A 19,120-nucleotide genomic window follows, 5' to 3' on the forward strand; every position below is an offset into this window, starting at 1 on the left:
AGACTCCGGTTGACGTGGGAATTTACAGTTGTAACCATCGCGTTTGAGGAAACGGCCAGGAACCGCTCAAGAATGACCGAGCTCTTCGCCCTCGCCCTGATCCGGGCCCAGATCGCCGCCGCCGCCGCGGTGCTGCTGGTCATCATCCTGCGGCCGTCCGCGCGCCAGCTGTTCGGACCGCGCCGGGCCTATGGCCTGTGGGCCATCGTGCCGGCCGCCGCGGCCGCCGCCTTCCTGCCCAGCTTGGCCGAGACCATGGACTTCGGCTCGCCCGCCCGGCCGCTGGGCGAATGGGCGTCCAAGCTGATCCTGCTGTGGCTGGCCGGCTGCGCCGTCGCCACCGGCGTCCTGGTCCTGCGCGAGCGCCTGTTCCGCCGCAAGGTCGACCAAGGCTTGGCCGGGCCGGCCGTCATGGGCGCCCTGTGGCCGCGCGTGGTGCTGCCGTCCGACTTCAACCAGCGCTTCGACGCCCGCGAGCGCGAGATGATCACCCTGCACGAGCGCACGCACATCCATCGCGGCGACCCGATCGCCAACCTGGTGATCGCCGGCGCCGGCGTGCTGGGCTGGTGCAACCCGATGATCGCCCTGGCCACGCGGCTGGTGCGCATCGACCAGGAGCTGGCCTGCGACGCCACCGTCGTCGCCCTGCGCAGCGACATCCGCGCCGACTACGCCAAGACCCTGATGAAGGCGCAGATGAGCGTCGCCACCTCGCCCCTGGCCTGCGGCTGGGCCACCCATCCGCTGATCCTGCGCGTGTCGCTGCTGAATCGGCGCGAGCCCAGCCTGCACCGCGACATCGCCGGGTTCCTGACCATGACCTTCCTGGCGGTGATGGCCATGGTCATCGTCTGGAGCGTCTCGCCGCGCGGCCCCGACGCCGGCGACCTGCGCCCCGGCATGGCCGCCCAGATGGATCCGTACACGGGCGCGATCACCTGGGTGCAGGGGCAGTAGGCCGCTAGTCAGCCCCGGAATAGCTTCACGTACTCGTCGACCGGACGCCGGTTGATCGTGTCGTTGATCCAGAAGTCGATCGTCCCGTCTGGACCAGGTTTGGCCAAGCGCACGCCAGCTTCGCGCATGCGGTCGAAGACGCCCTCGGCGATCTTGGGCTTGAGCACCAGCTGGCGGATGTTCGAGGCGTTGGGCGCGGGTTTGGCCTTGGCGGCTCCGGCCTTCTCCAGCGCGGCGAACACCTGGTCTGCGGCGGCGAAGGCGGCCTTGTGGCGCGCCTGGAAGTCGTCCAGCGCCGCCAGGGCCAGCACCGCGCACGGCCAGGCCTGATAGATCGTGCCGCCGAACTGGTGGCGCAGCGCGCGGGCCTTGGCGATATCGGCCTTGCTCCCCGCCAGCACCGCCCCGAACGGCGCGTCCAGGTACTTGTAGAGCGAGACATAGACCGTATCGAACAGGGCGGCCGTCCCGGCGATGTCGTAGCCGGGCGGGGCCAGCAGCAGCCGCGCGCCATCAAGGTGCAGGCGGATCCCCTTGCCCTTGGCGTAGGCGGCGATGGCCTGCAAGGCGGCGGGGTCCAGCATCTCGCCCCTGGCGCGGCGCACTGGGCTCTCCAGCGAGATCGCCCCGACCTTCAGCGGATAAGGGCCGTTCTCAGCCTCGTCGACGGCGGCCTTGATCTCGTCCAGCGACGGGCCGGCGCGGCCGGGCGCCAGGTCGATCAGGTTCAAGCCCGACAACAGCTGGGTCGCGTCGCTCTCGTCGCGATAGAGGTGGCTTTCGTGTTGGACGATGACCCGCGTGGCCTCGCCAGCCAGGATGCGTACGGCGACGTGGTTGGCCAGGGTGCCGGTGGGCAGGAAGGCGCAGTCCTCCTTGCCCAGCATCGCGGCGAACCGCTGCTCCAGCTCGGTGACCGCGCCGCCTGAGATGTAGCTGTCACGCGGCTTGCCCTTCTGGACCAGTTCGGCCAGGCGGGCGGCGGTCTTCACGGGATCGGGCGGCGCGCTGTCGCCCAACAGCCAGACGCTGCGGGCGTCGACGGGCGGGAAGGCGGGCGGGGCAGGCTGGGCTTGGGCGAGCGCGACGCCGGGCGCGAAGGCCAGCAGCGACGAGGCTAGGAACTGGCGACGGTCCACGACGATCTCCCTACTCCACCCGCGGCAACACCAGCGCCACGCGCAGCCCCGGTCCCATGCCGTTGTACTCGCCCGGCCCCTCGGCCAGTTCCAGTCGGCCGCCGTGCGAGGTCGCGACGGCGCTGACCAGGGACAGGCCCAGGCCCGCGCCAGGCTCGCTGCGGCTGTTTTCCAGGCGCACGAAGCGTTGGACCACGCGAGGGCGATCGGCCTCGGGCACGCCGGGGCCGGTGTCGGTGACCGAGAACTCCAGCTCGCCCGACGAGGTGCGGCGCGCGCGCAGCATGATCGCTCCGCCCTCGGGGGTGTATTTGATGGCGTTGTCGAGGATGTTGGCCAGGGCCTGGGCCAGGAACTCGCGGTTGCCCTTGATGTTCAGGGCGGGCGTGATCTCGGCCTTGAAGTCCAGGCCCTTGTCCTCGCACGAGAACTCGTAGAGCTCGGCCATGTCGGTGGCCAGTTCCGAGGCGTCGAAGGCTTGCTGGTCGGGCGCCGAGCCGGCCGCCTGCAGGCGGGCGATGGCCAGCACCGCGTTGAAGGTCTTCAGCACGCCGTCGGCGTCGGACAGGGCGGTCTCCAGCGCCGCCACCGGATCGCCCTTGCCGTTCTCGGCGTCGATCAAGGCGACCTCCATGCGGGCGCGCAGACGGGTCAGCGGCGAGCGCAGGTCGTGGGCGATGGCGTCGCCGGCGTGGCGCAGGCCGCCCATCAGGCGCTCGATCCGGTCGAGCATGTCGTTCAGGCCCTCGGCCAGCTCGTCATATTCGTCGCGCGTGCCGCGCACCTTGGCGCGGGCGTGCAGGTCGCCGGCGCGGACGTCGTTGACCACATCGACCAACCCCTGCATCGAGCGGCTGACATTGCGGCTGATCAACACCCCGCCGGCCAGGCCCAGCAGGATGACCAGGGTGCCCGCGCCCCACAGGGCCCGGACGATCTTGCGGACATAGGCTTCGGAAGCGTCGACATCGGCCCCGACGAACAGGATCTCGCCGCGCTCCAGCCGCTGCTGCACCCCGCGCGCGGCGGCCTTGACCTCGGCGCCGTCCAGGTCGGTCTCGGTGACCTTGAAGCTGGCCCATTCGGGGCCATCGCCCGTGAAATTGCTGACCGGCGACTCCTCGATCGAGCCCGAGATCCGCTTGCCGTCCTTGTCGGCCAGGAAATACAGGAACGGCCGCTCGCCCGTCGCCCGCTCGACGATGGTCTGGTTCAGGGCGTCGACGCCGCCCTGGCGATAGGCCGCCTCCAGGCTCTCGAACTCGCGGCTGATCTCGGCTTGCGAGCGGCGGTTCACCTCGCCCGCCGTCGCCACATAGATGTAGCCCAGGAAGGCGCTGGCCGCCGCCGCGAACAGGGTCAGGAACAGCAGGGTCAGCCGGAACGGCGTGGTGCGGAGAAGGCGCGGCAGACGCATGGGCTCTTAAGTCTTCTTGCCGAGCAGCGCCGAGAGGTCCTGGCGACTGTCGAGGATACGGAGAACGTGGATGCCCATCTTGTCGGGCAGCGGCCTGTAGATGATTACCCAGGGAGAGACACTGAAGCCGCGAAGATCGCCCTGCGTTTGGTGGCGAGGTGGCCCTAGCAGAGGTCGTCGAGCTAGCCTCTCTGCCGCCCGGTCCAAGCGCGCTAGGTTCTTCGCCGCGCGCTCAGCTCCGCCATCCAGCGCGATCCAGGCATAGATGCGCCTGAAGTCGCGTATAGCGGCCGCGGATTTGACGACCCTTGGCGCGCCCATTAGCCCTTCTGGTTCTTCTCGAATTCAGCGCGGGCATCGGCCAGCATTTCCTCGAAGTTCCAGGGCGTAGGCGGCTCGGTCTCGGCGAGCGCCTCCTCGACCAGCTCGGCGATGACCTCGCGGTTGCGCTCGTACCAGGCGTCCATCTCGGCCCCGTTCGGGATCGGACCCAGACCGTCGCCAATCGGATCCAGGTCGTCGACGTCTTCAGCCTCGGGCTTCGTCGGCTTGTTCATGGTCTGATCCTACCACGCCGCCCGGCTGCCGCCTACGGATCCAGCCGGTAGCCGGCGCCGCGCACAGTCTGCAGCATCGGACGATCGAAGCCCTTGTCGATCTTCGAACGCAGGCGCGAGATGTGCACGTCGATGACGTTGGTCTGCGGGTCGAAGTGGTATTCCCAGACCTTCTCCAGCAGCATGGTGCGGGTCACCGACTGGCCGGCGTGGCGCATCATGAACTCCAGGAGCTGGAATTCGCGGGGCTGGAGATCGATCTCCTTGCCCTGGCGATGGACCGTCCGGTTGATCAGGTTCATCTCGAGCTCGCCGACCTTCAGGGTCGTGGCCACGGCGCCGGTCTCGCGGCGGCGCGACAGGGCCTCGACGCGGGCCATCAGCTCGGGGAACGCGTACGGCTTGACCAGGTAGTCGTCGGCGCCCGCCTTCAGGCCCACGACGCGGTCATTGACCTCGCCCAGGGCCGACAGGAACAGCACCGGCGTCTGGTCGCCCTCGCGGCGCAGGGTCTCGACGACGGTGACGCCGTCCATCTTGGGCATCATGCGGTCGACGACCAGCACGTCGAAGCCGCCCTTCTGGGCCACGCCCAGGCCGGCCTCGCCATCGGGCGCGTGCTCGACGTCGTAGCCAGCTTCCTTCAGGCCGTGCGCCATGGCGGCGGCGGCTTCCAGGTCGTCCTCGATAATCAGAATACGCATCAGTGAGCCCCTTATGCGCTCAAGCAGAACAGCGGAACGATCAACGTTCTCCCGATTCTGGTCCATCGCGCGACAGTTGCAGGCTTGATAGCCGTTTCGACGACCGGCGTAACTTAAACCTTGGACAGATACGAAAAAGCCCCGCTCCGGCGGACCGGAACGGGGCTCTGTCATTCAATAAGCGCTCAGCCTACGGCGCGATCTTCAACGGCACGAAGACCGGGCGGTTCTGGCGGATCACCTTGACCAGCACGCTGGTGCGGCCGGCCTTCTTGGCGGTGGCGATGGCGCTGTTGACCTCGGCCACGCTGACGACGGGCGCGCCATTGATGGTCGAGAGCACGTCGCCCTTGGCCAGGCCCTTCTCGCCCGCGTCGCTGTCGCCCTTCACGCCGGTGATCAGCAGACCCTTGATCTCGCTGTCGATCTTGTAGGTCTGGCGCGAGGCCGGGTCGATCGGACCCAGCGTCAGGCCAAGCGCGTCAACCTTCTGGCTGGCCGGCTTGTCCGGGGTCGGGGTCGCGCCGTTGTCCTGATCCTGGTCGTCATTGCCCAGCAGCGAGCCTTCGGCCGGACGGGTGCCCGACACGACGGTGACGACGCGCGGCTTGCCGTCGCGGATGATCGACAGCTTGACGCCTTCGCCCGGGCGGGCCTTGGCGACTTCGCGGGTCAGTTCCGAACGGTTGGCCACGGCCACGCCGTTGACGGCGGTCAGGATGTCATCGGGCAGCAGGCCGGCCTTGTTGGCGGGACCGCCGGCCGTGACCTCGGCGATGATCGCGCCCTTCACGTCCTTCAGGCCCAGGGCCTCGGCCGACTCGGCGCTGAAGTCCTGGATGGTCACGCCGATATAGCCGCGCACGACCTTGCCGCCGGCGATCAGCTGCTTGGCGGTGTCCTCGGCGATGTCGGCCGGGATGGCGAAGCCGATGCCGACCGAGCCGCCCGACGGCGAGTAGATGGCGCTGTTGACGCCGATCACCCGGCCATAGATGTCGAAGCTGGGACCGCCCGAGTTGCCCCGGTTAATCGGCGCGTCGATCTGGATGTAGTTCACGAACGACGAGGTGTTGTCGCCCAGGTCGCGGTTATAGGCCGAGATGATGCCGGCCGTGGCGGTGCCACCCAGGCCGAAGGGGTTGCCGATGGTGATGACCCAGTCGCCGACGCGCGGCTTGGCCTGGTTCTCGAAGTTCACATACGGGAAGTCGGCGCCCTTGGCCTTGGGGTCGATGACCTTGATGACCGCCAGGTCGGTGCCTTCGTCGCGACCGACCAGGGTGGCCTTCAGCTCGCGGCCGTCCTTCATCACCACCTGGATGTCGTCGGCGTCGGCCACGACGTGGTTGTTGGTGACGATGTAGCCGTCGGCCGAGATGAAGAAGCCCGAACCGGCGGACTGCTGCTTCGGCGTGGCCGGCGAATCGCCGTCCTCACCGTCCTGGCCCTGGCCTTGGCCCGGCTTGCCCTTCTGGCCGCGCGGCACGATGTCGAAGCCTTCCAGGCCCGGGATGCGCAGCGACGGCGGCGAGGCCTTGGAGGTCACGTTGATCTGGACGACCGCCGGCGAGACCTTCTCGAAGATGTCGGCGAACGACATCGGCGCGCCCGGCGGCGGCGCGAAAGCCGGCGCTCCGGCGCTGATCGGACGGATGGCCGGCGCCTCGGCGGCGTCTGCCCCGCCCATGCGCATGCCTACGCCGGCCAGGGCCGCACAGGCCACGCCCGCGCCCGCGACGGCGCCCACAATGAATCCCGACTTCCTAGCGGTCATTCGTCTCTTCCTCACCCGCGCGACCCGCGCGCGGTCCCTTTCGCATCAACCTCGCGCCCGGCGCGACGTCCCAGTCGATCTGAGAACCTAGTCCCGACAATAAAAGGTGCAATGGTTCTCGAATTATCTTTCCGTCATCCGAAAGGCGCTTCTTGAGGCTCTTTTTCGGCGCAATCGTGTCAATCGTCTTCCAAGAGGCGCTTCACGCGCTCTTCTTCGTCCTGCGAAAGCTCAACGGGCGGCTCCTCGCGACGGCGCAGCAGACCGAACATCAGGCCGCCCCCGACCAGCAACACCCCGATCGGAGCCAGCCACAGCACAGCGTTGCCGGCCGAGAAGGCCGGTTTCAGCAGCACGAACTCGCCGTAGCGCTCGACCAGGAACGCGCGGACCTGGGCGTCGCTGCGCCCGGCCTTGACCTGCTCGCGGACAATCTGCCGCAGGTCGCCGGCCAGCTGGGCCTCGGAGTCGTCGATCGACTCGTTCTGGCAGACCAGACAGCGCACTTCCTTGAACAGGTGACGGGCGCGGGCCTCTAGCGCCGGATCGGGCAGACGCTCAGTCGGCTCGGCCGCGCCGGCCATCAGGGCGATCGAGGCCAGGCTGATCAGCAGGGCGCGCTTCACGACACCACCTCATCGGCCCGACGGCCCACGCCCAGGCGCACCCGGCGGTCCGACAGCGAGACGATGCCGCCCAGGGCCATGATCAGCGGGCCCAGGAAGATCAGCCGCACCCACGGGTTCACATAGGCCCGCACCAGCCAGGCCGGCTTGCCGCCTTCGCCCGCCCGGCGCTCGCCCAGCACGATGTAGATGTCGTCCAGCACGCTGGGGCAGATGGCCACTTCCGAAGTCGTCTGGCCGCCGGTCGGATAGAAGCGGCGCTCGGGTTCGGCGTGGCAGACCTCGGTCCCGGCCTTGTTCTTGACCGAGACGATGCCGCGCTCGGCCAGGTAGTTCGGGCCCTCGACCGTGCCGACGTCGCTGAGCGTCAGGGTGTAGGCGCCCAACTGCTGGGTGTCGTTGAGGCTGAGCGCCTGGGCGGCCTCGACCTTCCAGGCGGTCTCGAAGGCCGCGCCCAGCACGAACAGGCCAAGGCCGGCATGGGCCAGGGTCGTGCCCCAGGCGCCGCGCGGCAGACCTCGGGCGCGGCGCAGGCTCTCGCCGGCGGGCGCTCGGAAGAGCTTCAGGCGTTCGGCCATCTCCAGCAGAGCGCCGCCCAGCAGCCAGAAGCCCAGGGCGAGCCCGCCGCTGGCCAAGGCCTTGCGTGGCTGCACGATCCCGTAGGCCACCAGGCCCAGCAGGGCGGCGACGGCCAACACGATCCACAGCTTGCGAGCCACGCCCTTGGCGTCGCCGCGCTTCCAGGCCAGCAGCGGGCCGGCCGGCAGCACGGCGAAGGCCAGCAGCATCAGCGGCACGAAGGTCAGGCTGAAGAACGGCGCGCCGACCGAGACGGCTTCGCCGTCCATGGCCTCGCGGATCAGGGGGTACAGCGTGCCCAGCAGCACCACCGCCGTCGCCGTCGACAGCAGGATGTTGTTGAGCACGATGGCGCTCTCGCGGCTGATCGGCCGGAACTGGCCGCCCGGATTGAGGCTGCCGGCGCGCAGGCCAAACAGCAGGAAACCGGTCCCCGCCGCCAGGCCCATCATCATCAGCAGCAGCACGCCGCGCGTCGGATCGACGGCGAAGGCGTGGACGCTGGTCAGCACGCCCGACCGCACCAGGAAGGCGCCCAGCATCGAGAAGGTGAAGGCCGCCAGGGCCAGGAACGCCGTCCAGCCCGGCAGCGCCCCGCGCTTCTCGGTGACAATGGCCGAGTGCAGCAGGGCCGCCCCGATCAGCCACGGCATGAAGCTGGCGTTCTCGACCGGATCCCAGGCCCACCAGCCGCCCCAGCCCAGCTCGTAATAGGCCCAGAAGGCGCCCAGGGTGATGCCGATGGTCAGCAGGCTCCAGGCCGCCAGGGTCCAGGGCCGCACCCAGCGGGCCCAAGCCGCGTCGATCCGGCCCTCGATCAGCGCCGCCAGGGACAGCGAATAGACCACCGAGAAGCCGACATAGCCGGCGTAGAGGAACGGCGGATGGACGGCCAGCGCCCAGTCCTGCAGCAGCGGATTGAGCGAGCGGCCCTCGACCGGCACGTCCAGCAGGCGCGCCAAGGGGTTGGAGGCGAAAACGGTATAGGCCAGGAACAGCACGCCCAGGCTGCCCTGCACGGCGATGGCATAGGCCCGCAGGCGCGGCGGCAGGCTGTCGCCGAAGAAGGCCATGGCCGCGCCGTAGCCGGTCAGCACCAGGCACCACAGCAGCATCGAGCCCTCGTGGCTGCCCCAGGCGCCAGCCACCTTGTAGAACAGCGGCTTGGCGGTGTGCGAGTTGGCCGCCACGTTGGCGACCGAGAAGTCCGAGGTGACGAAGGCGTGAATCAGGGCCGCGAAGGCCACGGCCACGGCCAGGAACGTCGCCACCGCCGCGCCGCGTCCGGCCCCGGCCAGCACCGGCGAGCGCCGCGCGCCGCCGACCGCCGACAGACCGGTCTGGGCGAAGGACAAGGCCAGCGACAGGATCAGGGCGAAGGCGCCCAGTTCGGTGATCATCGACGATCCTCCCCCTGTGGGGGAGGCGACCGAAGGTCGGAGGGGGGCGTGGCCGGGTCAGCAGAACTTCCCCCACCGGTCGCTTCGCGACCACCTCCCCCTTGGGGGGAGGGTCTGTCATACGACGGAGCGCCCGCCCCCTCACCGCGCCACTCGCCTTGCTTCTTCAGCGCCTTGGCCACTTCGCGCGGCATGTAGCGCTCGTCGTGCTTGGCCAGCACCTGCTTGGCGACGAAGACACCGTTCGCGTCGAAGGTCCCTTCGGCGACGATCCCCTGCCCTTCGCGGAACAGGTCCGGCAGGTCGCCGTGGTAGCTGACCTTGGCCGTGGCCTGCTGGTCGGCGACCACGAACTCGACGTCGCCGCCGGGGTGCTTGACCACGCTGCCGTGCTGCACCAGGCCGCCCAGCTGCACCTTGCGGCCCGGCGCGACATTGGCGGCCTTGGCCTGGGCGGGGGTGTAGAACAGCGAGATGCTGTCGCGCAGACCATACAGCGCCAGGCCCACGGCCAGGGCCAGCACAGGCGCGATGGCCAGCAGGATGGTCAGGCGCCGGCGCGCTTTGCGGGATTTCGGCCAGAAACTCATTGGGTCTTAGCTTGGGCTGGCGTGTCGGCGGCCTGGCGCAGGGCCGACAGCACCTTGGGCTGGTCCTTGAAGCGGGCCGAGGCCGAGGCCAGCGCGGCGTCGCGCTTGGCGGTCTCGCCCAGCACGGCATAGGCGCGGACCAGGCGCACCCAACCATCGGCGTCGTCGGGCGACTGGGCCAGGCGCGCGGCCAGGCCCTCGACCATGCCGGCGATCATGCCCTGGACTTGCGGATTGGCTTCGGCGGCGGGCTCGGCGCTGGGCAGGCCGCCCTTGGCTTCGACCTGGGCGATCTCCTGGGCCAGCGCGGCGCGGCCTGGATCGTTCGGTTGCAGGCCGGCCACCAAGGCGCGCCAGTCGGCCAGACCGCCCTGGACGTCGCCATCGGCGATCTTGCCGCGACCCAGATAATAGCGGGCGCGCACGTCGGCGGGATCGACTTTCAGCGCCTCGCCGAAGGCCAGCTTGGCGTCGGCGGTGACCTGGCCTTTCGCCTCCATCATGAAGGTCTCGCCCAGCAGGCTCCAGATATCAGCGCGCTTGGGAGCAACGTGGACGGCCTTGCGCAGGGCGGCCTCGGCGCCGGTCAGGTCGCCGGCGGCGGCGCGGGCCTTGGCCAGGAACACCAGCGGCTCGGGGTCCTTGGGACGCTCGGCGACGACGCCTTCCAGCACGGCGGCGATCTGCTCGGGCGCCAGGGTGGCCGGATCGGCGGCCTTCCAGGCGGCGACGCGCTTGGCATAAGGCTGGTCGGACAGTTCGGGACGGCCCAGGGTGACATACAGGCCGACGGCGGCGACGCAGGCCGCGCCGACGGCGACCACCACGGCCTTGCGCGGGCCGACGCCGTCGCGCTCCCACACCTGGGTCTGGTCGGCGGCGGCCAGCAGGCCGCGAGCGGCCTCGGCGCGGGCGGCCTTCAGTTCGCCTTCCGCCAGCAGTCCGTCCATGGCCAGGCGCTCGACCTCGGCCAGGCGGCGGCGATGCGGCTCGAGCCGCGTCTGGGCGTCGTCGATCGGCCGGGCGCGCGCGGCTCCGCGCAGCACCAGCCCGGCCGTCACGGCCGACAGCCCCGTCGCGGCGATCCAGAAAGCGATCATGGCCGCGTGGTAGCGTGTTCCGGCCTTCGCCGTTAGCGGAAAAAGCGCTTAAGGACGGAGATGTCGCATGCTGCGCAGGGAGTGACGATGACGCCGATCGTGCTGGTTCCGGGGCTGCTGTGCTCGGAAGAGATCTTCGCCCCGCAACTGCCCGCCCTGTGGCCGCACGGCCCGGTGCAGATCGCCAATACGCTGGAAGGCGACACCCTGCCGGAAATGGCCGCCTTGATCCTGGCCGCCGCCCCGCCGCGCTTCGCCCTCGTCGGCGTGTCGATGGGCGGCTACCTGGCGCTGGAGATCATGCGCCAAGCGCCGGAACGGGTCGAGAAGCTGGCCCTGGTCTGCACCTCCGCCCGCCCCGACACACCTGAACAGACAGCCGCCCGCCGCAAGATGCTGGACCAGGCCCGCGCCGTCGGCTTCGAGCGCTTCTTGGCCCTAGGCGCCGACGCCCTCACCCACCCCAGCCGCAAGGGCGATCCGGAGCTCAACGCGATCAGCATCCGCATGGGCCGCGCGGTGGGGTTGGAGGGTTTCGCGCGGCAGACCGAGGCGGTGATCGCCCGCGCCGACAGCCGGCCGCTGCTCAGCGAGATCAAGGTCCCGACGGTGATCGTCGTGGGCGACGCCGATCCGCTGACGCCGCAAGCGCTGTCGGAAGAGATGGCCGCCGCGATCCCGGGCGCGAAACTGGTGGTCGCGCCGGAGTGCGGGCACGTGATCACGCTCGAACGGCCCGAGGTGGTGAACGCCGCCCTGGTCCAATGGCTCGAACAGTAACCTTAAACTGCCTTCCTAGGCCTTGTGCCTAGGACCCATGGCGCGGCTTGGTGCGATGTCGACAGCAAACCGCCGTCAGCGTGGGCGCATATCCTCGCCCCACTAAGCCAGCGGAACGATGGGTCCTAGGCACAAGGCCTAGGAAGGCAGGATTATTGAGATGGGATTGGGGGCCGTTAAGCCGCGATCGCCGCCGCCGCCCGCCGCCGCACGATCTCGGCGGTCTTGTCGTCGCGCGTGTAGGCGATGAAGCCCGCCGCGACGTCCAGGTACTTCACGGCCAGGCCGGAGTCGCCGCCGTCGCCCGTGCGGGCCACGTGCAGGACGTCTTCGATATAGGGGTCCAGGCGGCTGTTCAGCTTTTCCAGGATCTTGTTGCGCGAGCTGCCGTAGCCGGCCTTGTCGGCGCACGAGCGCAGTTCGGCGATGAAGGCGAGAGCGGACTGGGCGCGACGGATCATCGCCTCGTCCGGCTCCTCGGTCAGCTTGGCCGCGCCCTTGCTGCCCTTCTTGGCCATCATGGTCAGCGGACGGGTCGGCAGGGCCGCTTCCAGCTGCTTGTCGGCCTGGTCCATGCGCTGCTCGCAGACCTTGGCCATCTGCTGCTTGTGGCGCGCCAGGCGCTTGCCCCACGGGCCGTCCTTGGCGACTTCGATCGACTGCTGGAATTCGACGATCTGCAGCTGGGCGCGGTGGGCGCCCTGGGCGGCCTCGCGGCCGACCTTCTCGCCGTCGGCGAAGTTGAAGTTCTCGATGCGGGCGATCGAGGCGTCGATATCGGCCAGCACGCGCTCGCCGAACGCCTTGGCCTCGGACGAGGCCAGGTAGCGATCTGTAGGCCGGTCCATGACCGCCGAGATCACCCGCAGGATCCGCCAGTCGTCCGGCAGGTGGGCCGACAGCATGTCCAGCAGCAGCGGGCCGGCGTCTTCGCTGATGCGGCAGGCGTCGCGATAGGCCAGCTTGGCGGCGAAGGCGCGCTCGTCCGACATGCGGCTGACCCATTCGGCCAGCTTAGGCAGGCACGAGCGGGCGATGGCCGACAGCTGCAGGCACAGGGCCAGATGCTCGGGGTCGCACAACGACCGCACGCTGTCGAAGGCGGCGTTCTCGGGATCGCGCAGGCCGGCGGCGGCCGTCTTGCACAGTTCGTCGAAGACTTCCGGGGTGCCCTGCTCCAGGTCCCACGGATTGCACTTGGCCGAGGCTTCCTCGACCCGCGCCGGCACGATGACCTTCAGCGCCTTCCACACGCGGCCCAGCACGGGCGACGGGAACGAGACGCAGCCCTCGCCGCGCGGCTGACACAGCGGCACGATGGGGGCCAGGATGTTGTTGCGGACGAAGCGGTTGGCGGTCTCGTCCTCGACCAGGCCGCGCACGGCGGCCAGGGATCCGGTCGCGCCGGCGCTGGACAGCGCCAGCTCCAGGCTGCGCAGCGCCGCGTCCGGAGCGGTTTCCACCAGCGTCCGGATGATCTGCAATTTATGCGCGGCGATAGTGCCCATGGTCCCCCGTGTCGGACTCACACGGCCGACAGACGTCAACCATGTTCGAAACGAGGTTAAGGATTTCCGAAACTGGTCAAAAATCCAAGGCCTTGAGCCGAGATGTCGCGGGCGAAAAAGTCTTGGCCTACCAGAAGTTTAGGTGACCGGTAGCAAACTTGCCCACAGGGGTTGGTGGCGACCTTTCGCCGCAACCCCTGGTTACGTCTCGGCGCGCGGCAAATCCAGCGTGACGCGCAAACCGCCCAGGGGTGATTCACCAAGCTTGACCGATCCGCCGTAGGCGCGGGCCAGTTCGTCGACGATCGACAGGCCCAGACCCGTGCCCGGCGCGTTCTCGTCCAGCCGCTGGCCGCGCTTGAGCGCCAGGGCGCGTTCCTCGGGCGGCAGGCCTGGGCCGTCGTCGTCGACCGTGACGGTCATGCGGGTCTCGCCGGTCGCGACGGCGTCGACGCGGATCTTGCCCTTGCTCCACTTGCCGGCGTTTTCCATCACGTTGCCAACCACTTCGAGGAAGTCCTGCTTCTCGCCCTGGAAGGCCAGGTCCTCGGGGCAGCGCCAGTCGATCTCGATCCCCTGCCCGTCCGACTTGTCCTGGAAGATCCGCTCCAGGGTGACGGCCAGCTCGTCCAGGATCGGCTCGACCGGCGTGCGCTCGCCGCTGGTCTGCGAGCGGGCGGCGGCGCGGGCGCGGCGCAGGTGGTGATCGACCTGCTCGCGCATGGTCTGGGCCTGGCGCTCGACCACCTCGGCCAGCTGGCCCGGCTGCTGGGAGGCCTCGGTCAGCATCACCGACAGCGGCGTCTTCAGGGCGTGGGCCAGGTTGCCGACGTGGGTGCGCTGGCGCTCGACGACCTCCTGGTTGTGGGCCAGCAGGGCGTTCAGTTCGCGCGACAGCGGCTCCAGCTCTTCGGGATAGTCGTCGGCCAGCCGCTCGGCCTTGCCGCGCCGGACCGAGGCCACCTCGCGGCGCAGGCGAAACAAGGGCTGCAGGCCGAACCGCACCTGCACCACCACCGCCAGGATCAGGCCGCCGCCCAGGATCAGCAGGGCAATCGCGGTCGTACCGGCGAAGCGGTCGGCGTCGGCGTCGATCGGCGAGCGGTCCTCGGCGGCCAGGAACACCACGGGATCGGCATAGCCCGGCAGGCGAGCCTGCACGGCCGCCGCCCGCAGCGGCTTGTCCTGCGGTCCGCGCATGTCGAAATACTGGGTCTGGCCCGGATGGGCTTCCAGCTGGTCGATCTGGTTGGAGGCCAGCATCAGGTCGCTGTCGAACAGCGAGCGCGAGCGCACGACCGGCGACATCGACCCGTCCGCCTTCTTGTCCAGGATCACCCAGTAGCGACCGGAATAGGCCCGCGTGGCGCGGATGTCGGTCAGGAACGGCGCGCGCAGCTGGCCGCTGTCGACGGTCGAGCCGGCATAGAGGTCGTCGGTCAGCACGGCCAGCGACTGGTCGAACCGGCGGATCGCCGCGTCGCGGAACTGGGCGGTCAGGAAGATCCCCGCCACCAGCACGACCAGCAGCGTCCAGCCGCCGGCGATCAGCACCAGCCGTCGGACCAGCGATCGGCGGCGCAGATCCAGCATCGGGCTAGGCGGTTGCCTCGCCCTCGAGCGGCGTCAGGCGATAGCCCAGGCCGCGCACGGTCTCGATGCGATCAGCGCCCAGCTTCTTGCGCAGGCGGCCGATAAACACCTCGATGGTGTTCGAATCCCGGTCGAAGTCCTGGTCGTACAGGTGCTCGACCAGCTCGGTGCGACCGATGACCCGCCCCTGGTGCATCATCATGTAGTGCAGCAGGCGGTATTCCAGCGAGGTCAGGCGCAGCGGCTCGCCATTGACGCTGGCCCGCGCGGCGCGCGGATCCAGGCGTAGGGCGCCGCACGACAACGATGGCGCGGCGTGGCCGGCCGAGCGGCGCAGCAGGGCGCGCAAGCGGGCCAGCAGTTCTTCGGTATGGAACGGCTTGGCCAGATAGTCGTCGGCCCCGGCGTCGAAGCCGGCGACCTTGTCGCTCCAGGCGCCGCGCGCGGTCAGGATCAGCACGGGCGTGGCGACATTGCCCCGACGCCAGCGCTCCAGCACCGACACGCCGTCCACCTTGGGCAGGCCCAGGTCCAGGATCACCGCATCATAGGGCTCGTTCTCGCCCAGATACTGGGCTTCCTCGCCGTCCGGGGCGTGGTCGACGGCATAGCCGGCGTCACCCAGCGTCAGCTTCAGCTGACGCGACAGATCGGGATCGTCCTCGACGAGCAGGATACGCATGGATGTAGAGCTCCTCAGCCCCCGCTGATGATCTGGCCGGTCTCGGCGTCGACGATGAAGTCGATGCGGCGGCCGTCGGCGGCGGCCCAGCGGACCCGGTAGTTGCGGCCTTCAAGCCCAGCGTCCAGCACACGGCCAGGAACGCGCGAGGCGATCATCTGGATCACGCGGCCCAGCGGCACCAGACGACCCGACTGCACGCCCCCACGCGCCTGGTCCGATTGCGCGCGCCAGTCGGCGCCCAGCGAGTCGGGACCACGGTCGTGACGCTGCGCCGAGGCCGCGCCCGGAAGGGCGGCGACCAGCGCGACGGCGGCGAGAAGGACACGGATCGTTTTCATGCTCTCCGGTCTAACGGACCTCGGCTGAATGGAGACTGAACGCAGGGGTTATGAACGGGCTGTGGCGTTCTGTCACGGGCGGACACGCTTGGAACGAACCGACCGGCCCAGTTCCGTCGATAGCGGTCACAAGGCGATCAGACGCCCAGCAACGTTTTCAGCTTGGCGCGGGTTTCTGCAAGCACGCCAGGCGGGGCGACGTCCTTCCGCTGAGCCCGCCGGGCGACCCAGTCCACGCTCTTGATCTGGTCGGAAAGCACGGCGCTGGGCGAGGGTCCCGGCACGACGACTTCGAACGGGTAACCTTTGATCCGGCTGGTCATCGGACAGCACAGCATCATCCCACGTTTGCCGTTGTATGCGGCCGGCGACAGAACGAGCGCCGGACGATGGCCCGCTTGTTCGTGTCCTGCCTGCGGATCGAACTCCAGCCAGACGATATCCCCCGCATCGGGGACATAACGCGCGCTCACCAGACTTCCTTGCCAACGGGAGCACCGAAATCCACATCTTCGTGGAAGGTCTCGGGCTCCATCTCGGCCAACATCGCATCAAGGTCGTACTCTGGAGCCCGGATCGGTTCGATGATGATCCGACCGTTTTCCTCTCGAACATCAACCGCTTGATCGATGCTGATATCCGCGGCGGCCATCACCCGAGCCGGAATGCGCACCGAAGCGCTGTTACCCCACTTCTTCACGACGACATGCATGGCCGACCTCCTGCCACGAAGATCGGTTCGAGTTGCCTATGTGTCAACAAATGTCGACACGCTACAAAGCGATCAGGCTCTTCCTGAACGTCAGCTTCACCGTTCGGCCCAGAGGATCGAGATAATCGGGCTGGTAGGCCTGCGGCGTCGCGCCCCTGGCGTCACGCACCACGGGGCGGCTGTAGAACAGGTTGTCGGCCGCCAGGGTGACGCGGGTCCCTGCCAGCCAGCTGGAGGCCGGGCCGGCCTTCACGTCGCGGGGGACCTCGTAGAAGGCCGACAGATTGACCGTGGTCTGGTCGTCGAAGCGTAGGGCGCCGGTGGTCGGCCCGGCGTCGATGACGCTGCCGCCGCGCCAGGCGCCGTTGAGGTTGAGGCCCACGCCCTGGCGGAAGGCGTTGACGCGGAAGTTCAGCTCTTCCTTCGGCTGGCCTCGACGGCTGGTGCTGGCGCCGTTCAAGAGGTCCAGCGGCTCCAGGCCGTGGCGCAAGGTCGTCTCGTCGCGCAGGCGGAAGGTGTAGTTCACCGACACCTGCACTTGGCCGACCTTCTTGGGGTCCGGCTTGGTCCCCTTGGGCGCGTCCTTCTTGGGGCGGCCGAAGAAGCGGGTCAGGTTCAGGCCGCCGCGCAGTTCCTCGCGGTCGATGGCGTCGAAGTTCAGCGGCCGGCTGTCGATGGCCGTCAGCACGCCGTCGGCGTTACGCGTGAACCGCTCGGGGAAGGCCGCCTCCAGCGCCGGGGTGATCACCGGGAAGTTCGAGATCGGGTCCTCGATGTGGGTGCGGACATAGTTGGCGTTGACCGTCACCCGGGTGTCGCCGCCGTCGCGTCCGACCGGCCGCAGATTGACCCCGGCCCTCAGGGTGCGGCGGCGGTCGTTCTCCAGGCCGCGATTGCCGCCTTCCGTGCGATTGACCGTCACGCTGGTCCCGGTGCTGAAGTCGAACACCGTGACATTGGCGGTCTGCAGCACCGGATCGACGATCTGGTTGGCGGCCGGGGCCGACTGCTCCTCGCTGAGGCTGAGATTGACGCTGACCAGCTTGTCCGGCGACCAGTTCAGGCCCGCGCCCATCGCCAGGCGGTCCTTGAAGGTCTCGACATTGTAGCCGGCGTTGACGCTGGCGGTCAGCTCGCCCAGCACGGGCAGCACCTCGTGCGAGCGGCTGGCCAGGGGCACGTCGATGTCGCCCTGCACCGACATCGTCCGGCGGTCGTAGTTGCTGCGCATCGGCGCGCCGTTGCGCAGGGCGTCCGAGGTCTGCTCGACCCGCTCGCCGCCGACCTTGAGGGTCGAGGACACGCGGCCGGCGGGGATCTCGGCGACGTCGCCGTTCAGGACCAGTTCGGCCTTGGCGGCGCGGGACCTGGACTTGGCGATGTCGCGGGCGTTGACCTTCAGCAGGGCGCGGGCGATCGGGCCGAACGGATTGACCGCCGGATCCCGCGCCGCGATCGCCGCCTTCCAGGGCGCGCTGTCGACGCCGCGACCGCTCGCCGTCTCGCTGTCGTTGTGGTCGTAGTTCCCCGTCAGCGACCAGCGCCAGTCGCCGACATAGCCGTTGGCGGCCAGGCCCAGCTGGCCTCGGAAATTATCCTGAACCCGCAGCTGCGACCACGGCGCGTCGAGATAACGATAGACCGTGACGTCGCCCGCGAACGGCGAGAACGGACTGCCGGCCGGCAACCGCACCGAAGTCGCGGGCAGCCCCAGGAAGCTGGTGCGCTGGACGTCTTCCAGGTCGACGCTGACCGTGACGCTGACCTTGCGGGCCAGGTCGCGGGTGATGGCGGCCTTGAAATTGCCCTGCCCCAACGACGGCAGCAGGCTGCGGTTGGCGATGATCCCGGAGAGCTCGGGATTGTTGGCCGAGAAGGCCGACAGACCCACCGGCCCGTCCCAGGCCGCGCTCGGGGCGCGCGCCACGGTGACCACGTCGCCGGCCAGGGCCGACAGCGCCGGGTCGATCTCGCGCCCGAAGCTCGTGGCCGCCACGTTGCCAACCAGGCCATAGGGCGAGGTCGCCGAGGGGACGCGGTAGATGTCGCGCTCGGTCTCGAACAGCGTCGACTCCTGACGCCAATCCAGGCCGACCGTGGTGCGCTCGTCGCCGGCCAGGCGGAAGACGTCGCCGTCGAACCGCTCGACCGTGCGGCCGGCGGCGGTCGTGGCGACCTCTTCCAGCTCGACGGCGGCCGAGCGGAAACGCTTCTTCAGGACGAAGTTCACGACCTTCTGGTTGGGCCGGTAGCCGTAGGCGATCGCGGAAGCCGGCGGCAGCACGTCCATGCGCTCGATCGCCTGGCTGGGCAGGCCGCTGATCTCGGAAAAGCCGGAAATCCGCCGGCCGTTGGCGAGGTAGATCGGCGGCGGGCTGTCGGGATCGCCGGTGCTGATCTCGGCGGCCAGCAAGCTGACCAGGTCCTGCACGGTGCCGGCCCCGGTGGCCTGGATCTCCGAAGCGTCCAGGGTCAGTTCGGGCTGGGCCGGGCCATTGGCCTTGCCGCGCGTGGCCTTGATCACCAGGCTGTCGAGCAGCCCCGTCTGCTCGCTCTCCGGCGGCAAGGGGGAAACCGGTGTCTCCTGCATCGGCGCAGCGACCTGCAAGAGCGCCAGTACGCTGACCAGAACCATGAAAGCCGACCCGACGCCGT

The 19,120-nt window shown here is 69.2% G+C and carries 18 protein-coding genes and 1 pseudogene; 2 read left to right on the forward strand and 17 right to left on the reverse strand.

Annotated features, from left to right (window positions below; genetic code table 11):
• Positions 1 to 72: 72 nt before the first annotated feature.
• Positions 73 to 960, forward strand: coding sequence for a M56 family metallopeptidase (locus tag AC07NF_RS24580; protein WP_492815111.1), 888 nt, complete (start codon positions 73 to 75; stop codon positions 958 to 960).
• A gap of 8 nt (positions 961 to 968) precedes the next feature.
• Here AC07NF_RS24580 and AC07NF_RS24585 read toward each other — a convergent pair whose 3' ends face one another.
• The 10 genes and pseudogenes from AC07NF_RS24585 to ccmI all read right to left on the reverse strand — a co-directional run bounded on the left by AC07NF_RS24585 (position 969) and on the right by ccmI (position 10,849).
• Entirely contained in the window at positions 969 to 2,099 is a 1,131-nt protein-coding gene (locus tag AC07NF_RS24585; protein ID WP_494633321.1) for a threonine aldolase family protein, read from the reverse strand.
• 10 nt (positions 2,100 to 2,109) lie between these two features.
• Positions 2,110 to 3,516 (reverse strand): two-component system sensor histidine kinase UczS, encoded by a 1,407-nt coding sequence (uczS, locus tag AC07NF_RS24590; RefSeq protein WP_492815107.1) that lies wholly within the window; start codon positions 3,514 to 3,516, stop codon positions 2,110 to 2,112.
• Between the two features lie 6 nt (positions 3,517 to 3,522).
• On the reverse strand, positions 3,523 to 3,837 hold the full coding sequence (locus tag AC07NF_RS24595) for a type II toxin-antitoxin system RelE/ParE family toxin (RefSeq protein ID WP_494633322.1): 315 nt from the start codon (positions 3,835 to 3,837) through the stop codon (positions 3,523 to 3,525).
• Entirely contained in the window at positions 3,837 to 4,073 is a 237-nt protein-coding gene (locus tag AC07NF_RS24600; protein WP_494633323.1) for a hypothetical protein, read from the reverse strand. The genes AC07NF_RS24595 and AC07NF_RS24600 overlap by 1 nt, the downstream gene beginning before the upstream one ends.
• Before the next feature lie 32 nt (positions 4,074 to 4,105).
• On the reverse strand, positions 4,106 to 4,777 hold the full coding sequence (uczR, locus tag AC07NF_RS24605; protein WP_291875595.1) for a two-component system response regulator UczR: 672 nt from the start codon (positions 4,775 to 4,777) through the stop codon (positions 4,106 to 4,108).
• Positions 4,778 to 4,967: 190 nt separating this feature from the next.
• On the reverse strand, positions 4,968 to 6,554 hold the full coding sequence (locus AC07NF_RS24610) for a Do family serine endopeptidase (protein WP_492815101.1): 1,587 nt from the start codon (positions 6,552 to 6,554) through the stop codon (positions 4,968 to 4,970).
• Between the two features lie 179 nt (positions 6,555 to 6,733).
• The gene (locus tag AC07NF_RS24615) at positions 6,734 to 7,180 is read right to left on the reverse strand and encodes a cytochrome c-type biogenesis protein (protein ID WP_492815099.1); all 447 of its coding nucleotides are present in this window, start codon (positions 7,178 to 7,180) and stop codon (positions 6,734 to 6,736) included.
• Positions 7,177 to 9,159, reverse strand: a complete 1,983-nt coding sequence (locus AC07NF_RS24620; RefSeq protein WP_494633324.1) for a heme lyase CcmF/NrfE family subunit — start codon at positions 9,157 to 9,159, stop codon at positions 7,177 to 7,179. The genes AC07NF_RS24615 and AC07NF_RS24620 overlap by 4 nt, the downstream gene beginning before the upstream one ends.
• A gap of 104 nt (positions 9,160 to 9,263) precedes the next feature.
• A pseudogene (gene ccmE, locus AC07NF_RS24625) lies at positions 9,264 to 9,749 on the reverse strand (cytochrome c maturation protein CcmE); the annotation flags it as partial.
• Positions 9,746 to 10,849: a c-type cytochrome biogenesis protein CcmI gene (gene ccmI, locus AC07NF_RS24630; protein WP_494633325.1), complete on the reverse strand. Its 1,104-nt coding sequence runs from the start codon at positions 10,847 to 10,849 to the stop codon at positions 9,746 to 9,748. The gene ccmI and the pseudogene ccmE, both read right to left, overlap by 4 nt.
• An 87-nt stretch (positions 10,850 to 10,936) precedes the next feature.
• On the opposite strand from ccmI, the gene AC07NF_RS24635 reads away from it, so the two are divergent.
• Positions 10,937 to 11,629 carry an alpha/beta fold hydrolase gene (locus AC07NF_RS24635; protein WP_494633326.1) on the forward strand — a complete coding sequence of 231 codons (693 nt, stop codon included), beginning with the start codon at positions 10,937 to 10,939 and terminating at the stop codon, positions 11,627 to 11,629.
• Between the two features lie 176 nt (positions 11,630 to 11,805).
• Here the strand turns inward: AC07NF_RS24635 and AC07NF_RS24640 are convergent, their stop codons facing one another.
• From AC07NF_RS24640 to AC07NF_RS24670, 7 genes are all read right to left on the reverse strand, one after another.
• Complete coding sequence (locus tag AC07NF_RS24640) at positions 11,806 to 13,176, reverse strand: hypothetical protein (protein ID WP_494633327.1); 1,371 nt, start codon at positions 13,174 to 13,176, stop codon at positions 11,806 to 11,808.
• Positions 13,177 to 13,338: 162 nt separating this feature from the next.
• Positions 13,339 to 14,730 (reverse strand): ATP-binding protein, encoded by a 1,392-nt coding sequence (locus AC07NF_RS24645; protein ID WP_494633328.1) that lies wholly within the window; start codon positions 14,728 to 14,730, stop codon positions 13,339 to 13,341.
• Positions 14,731 to 14,734: 4 nt separating this feature from the next.
• Positions 14,735 to 15,412 carry a response regulator transcription factor gene (locus AC07NF_RS24650; RefSeq protein ID WP_454714518.1) on the reverse strand — a complete coding sequence of 226 codons (678 nt, stop codon included), beginning with the start codon at positions 15,410 to 15,412 and terminating at the stop codon, positions 14,735 to 14,737.
• Between the two features lie 14 nt (positions 15,413 to 15,426).
• Positions 15,427 to 15,753: a PepSY domain-containing protein gene (locus AC07NF_RS24655; RefSeq protein ID WP_492815087.1), complete on the reverse strand. Its 327-nt coding sequence runs from the start codon at positions 15,751 to 15,753 to the stop codon at positions 15,427 to 15,429.
• Positions 15,754 to 15,890: 137 nt separating this feature from the next.
• Positions 15,891 to 16,226, reverse strand: coding sequence for an endoribonuclease MazF (gene mazF / locus AC07NF_RS24660; protein WP_492815085.1), 336 nt, complete (start codon positions 16,224 to 16,226; stop codon positions 15,891 to 15,893).
• Positions 16,223 to 16,465, reverse strand: a complete 243-nt coding sequence (locus AC07NF_RS24665; RefSeq protein WP_492815083.1) for an AbrB/MazE/SpoVT family DNA-binding domain-containing protein — start codon at positions 16,463 to 16,465, stop codon at positions 16,223 to 16,225. The genes mazF and AC07NF_RS24665 overlap by 4 nt, the downstream gene beginning before the upstream one ends.
• Before the next feature lie 61 nt (positions 16,466 to 16,526).
• On the reverse strand, positions 16,527 to 19,100 hold the full coding sequence (locus AC07NF_RS24670; RefSeq protein WP_494633329.1) for a porin family protein: 2,574 nt from the start codon (positions 19,098 to 19,100) through the stop codon (positions 16,527 to 16,529).
• Positions 19,101 to 19,120 lie beyond the last annotated feature (20 nt).

This window comes from Caulobacter sp. GW821-FHT10A06, from assembly GCF_059415805.1.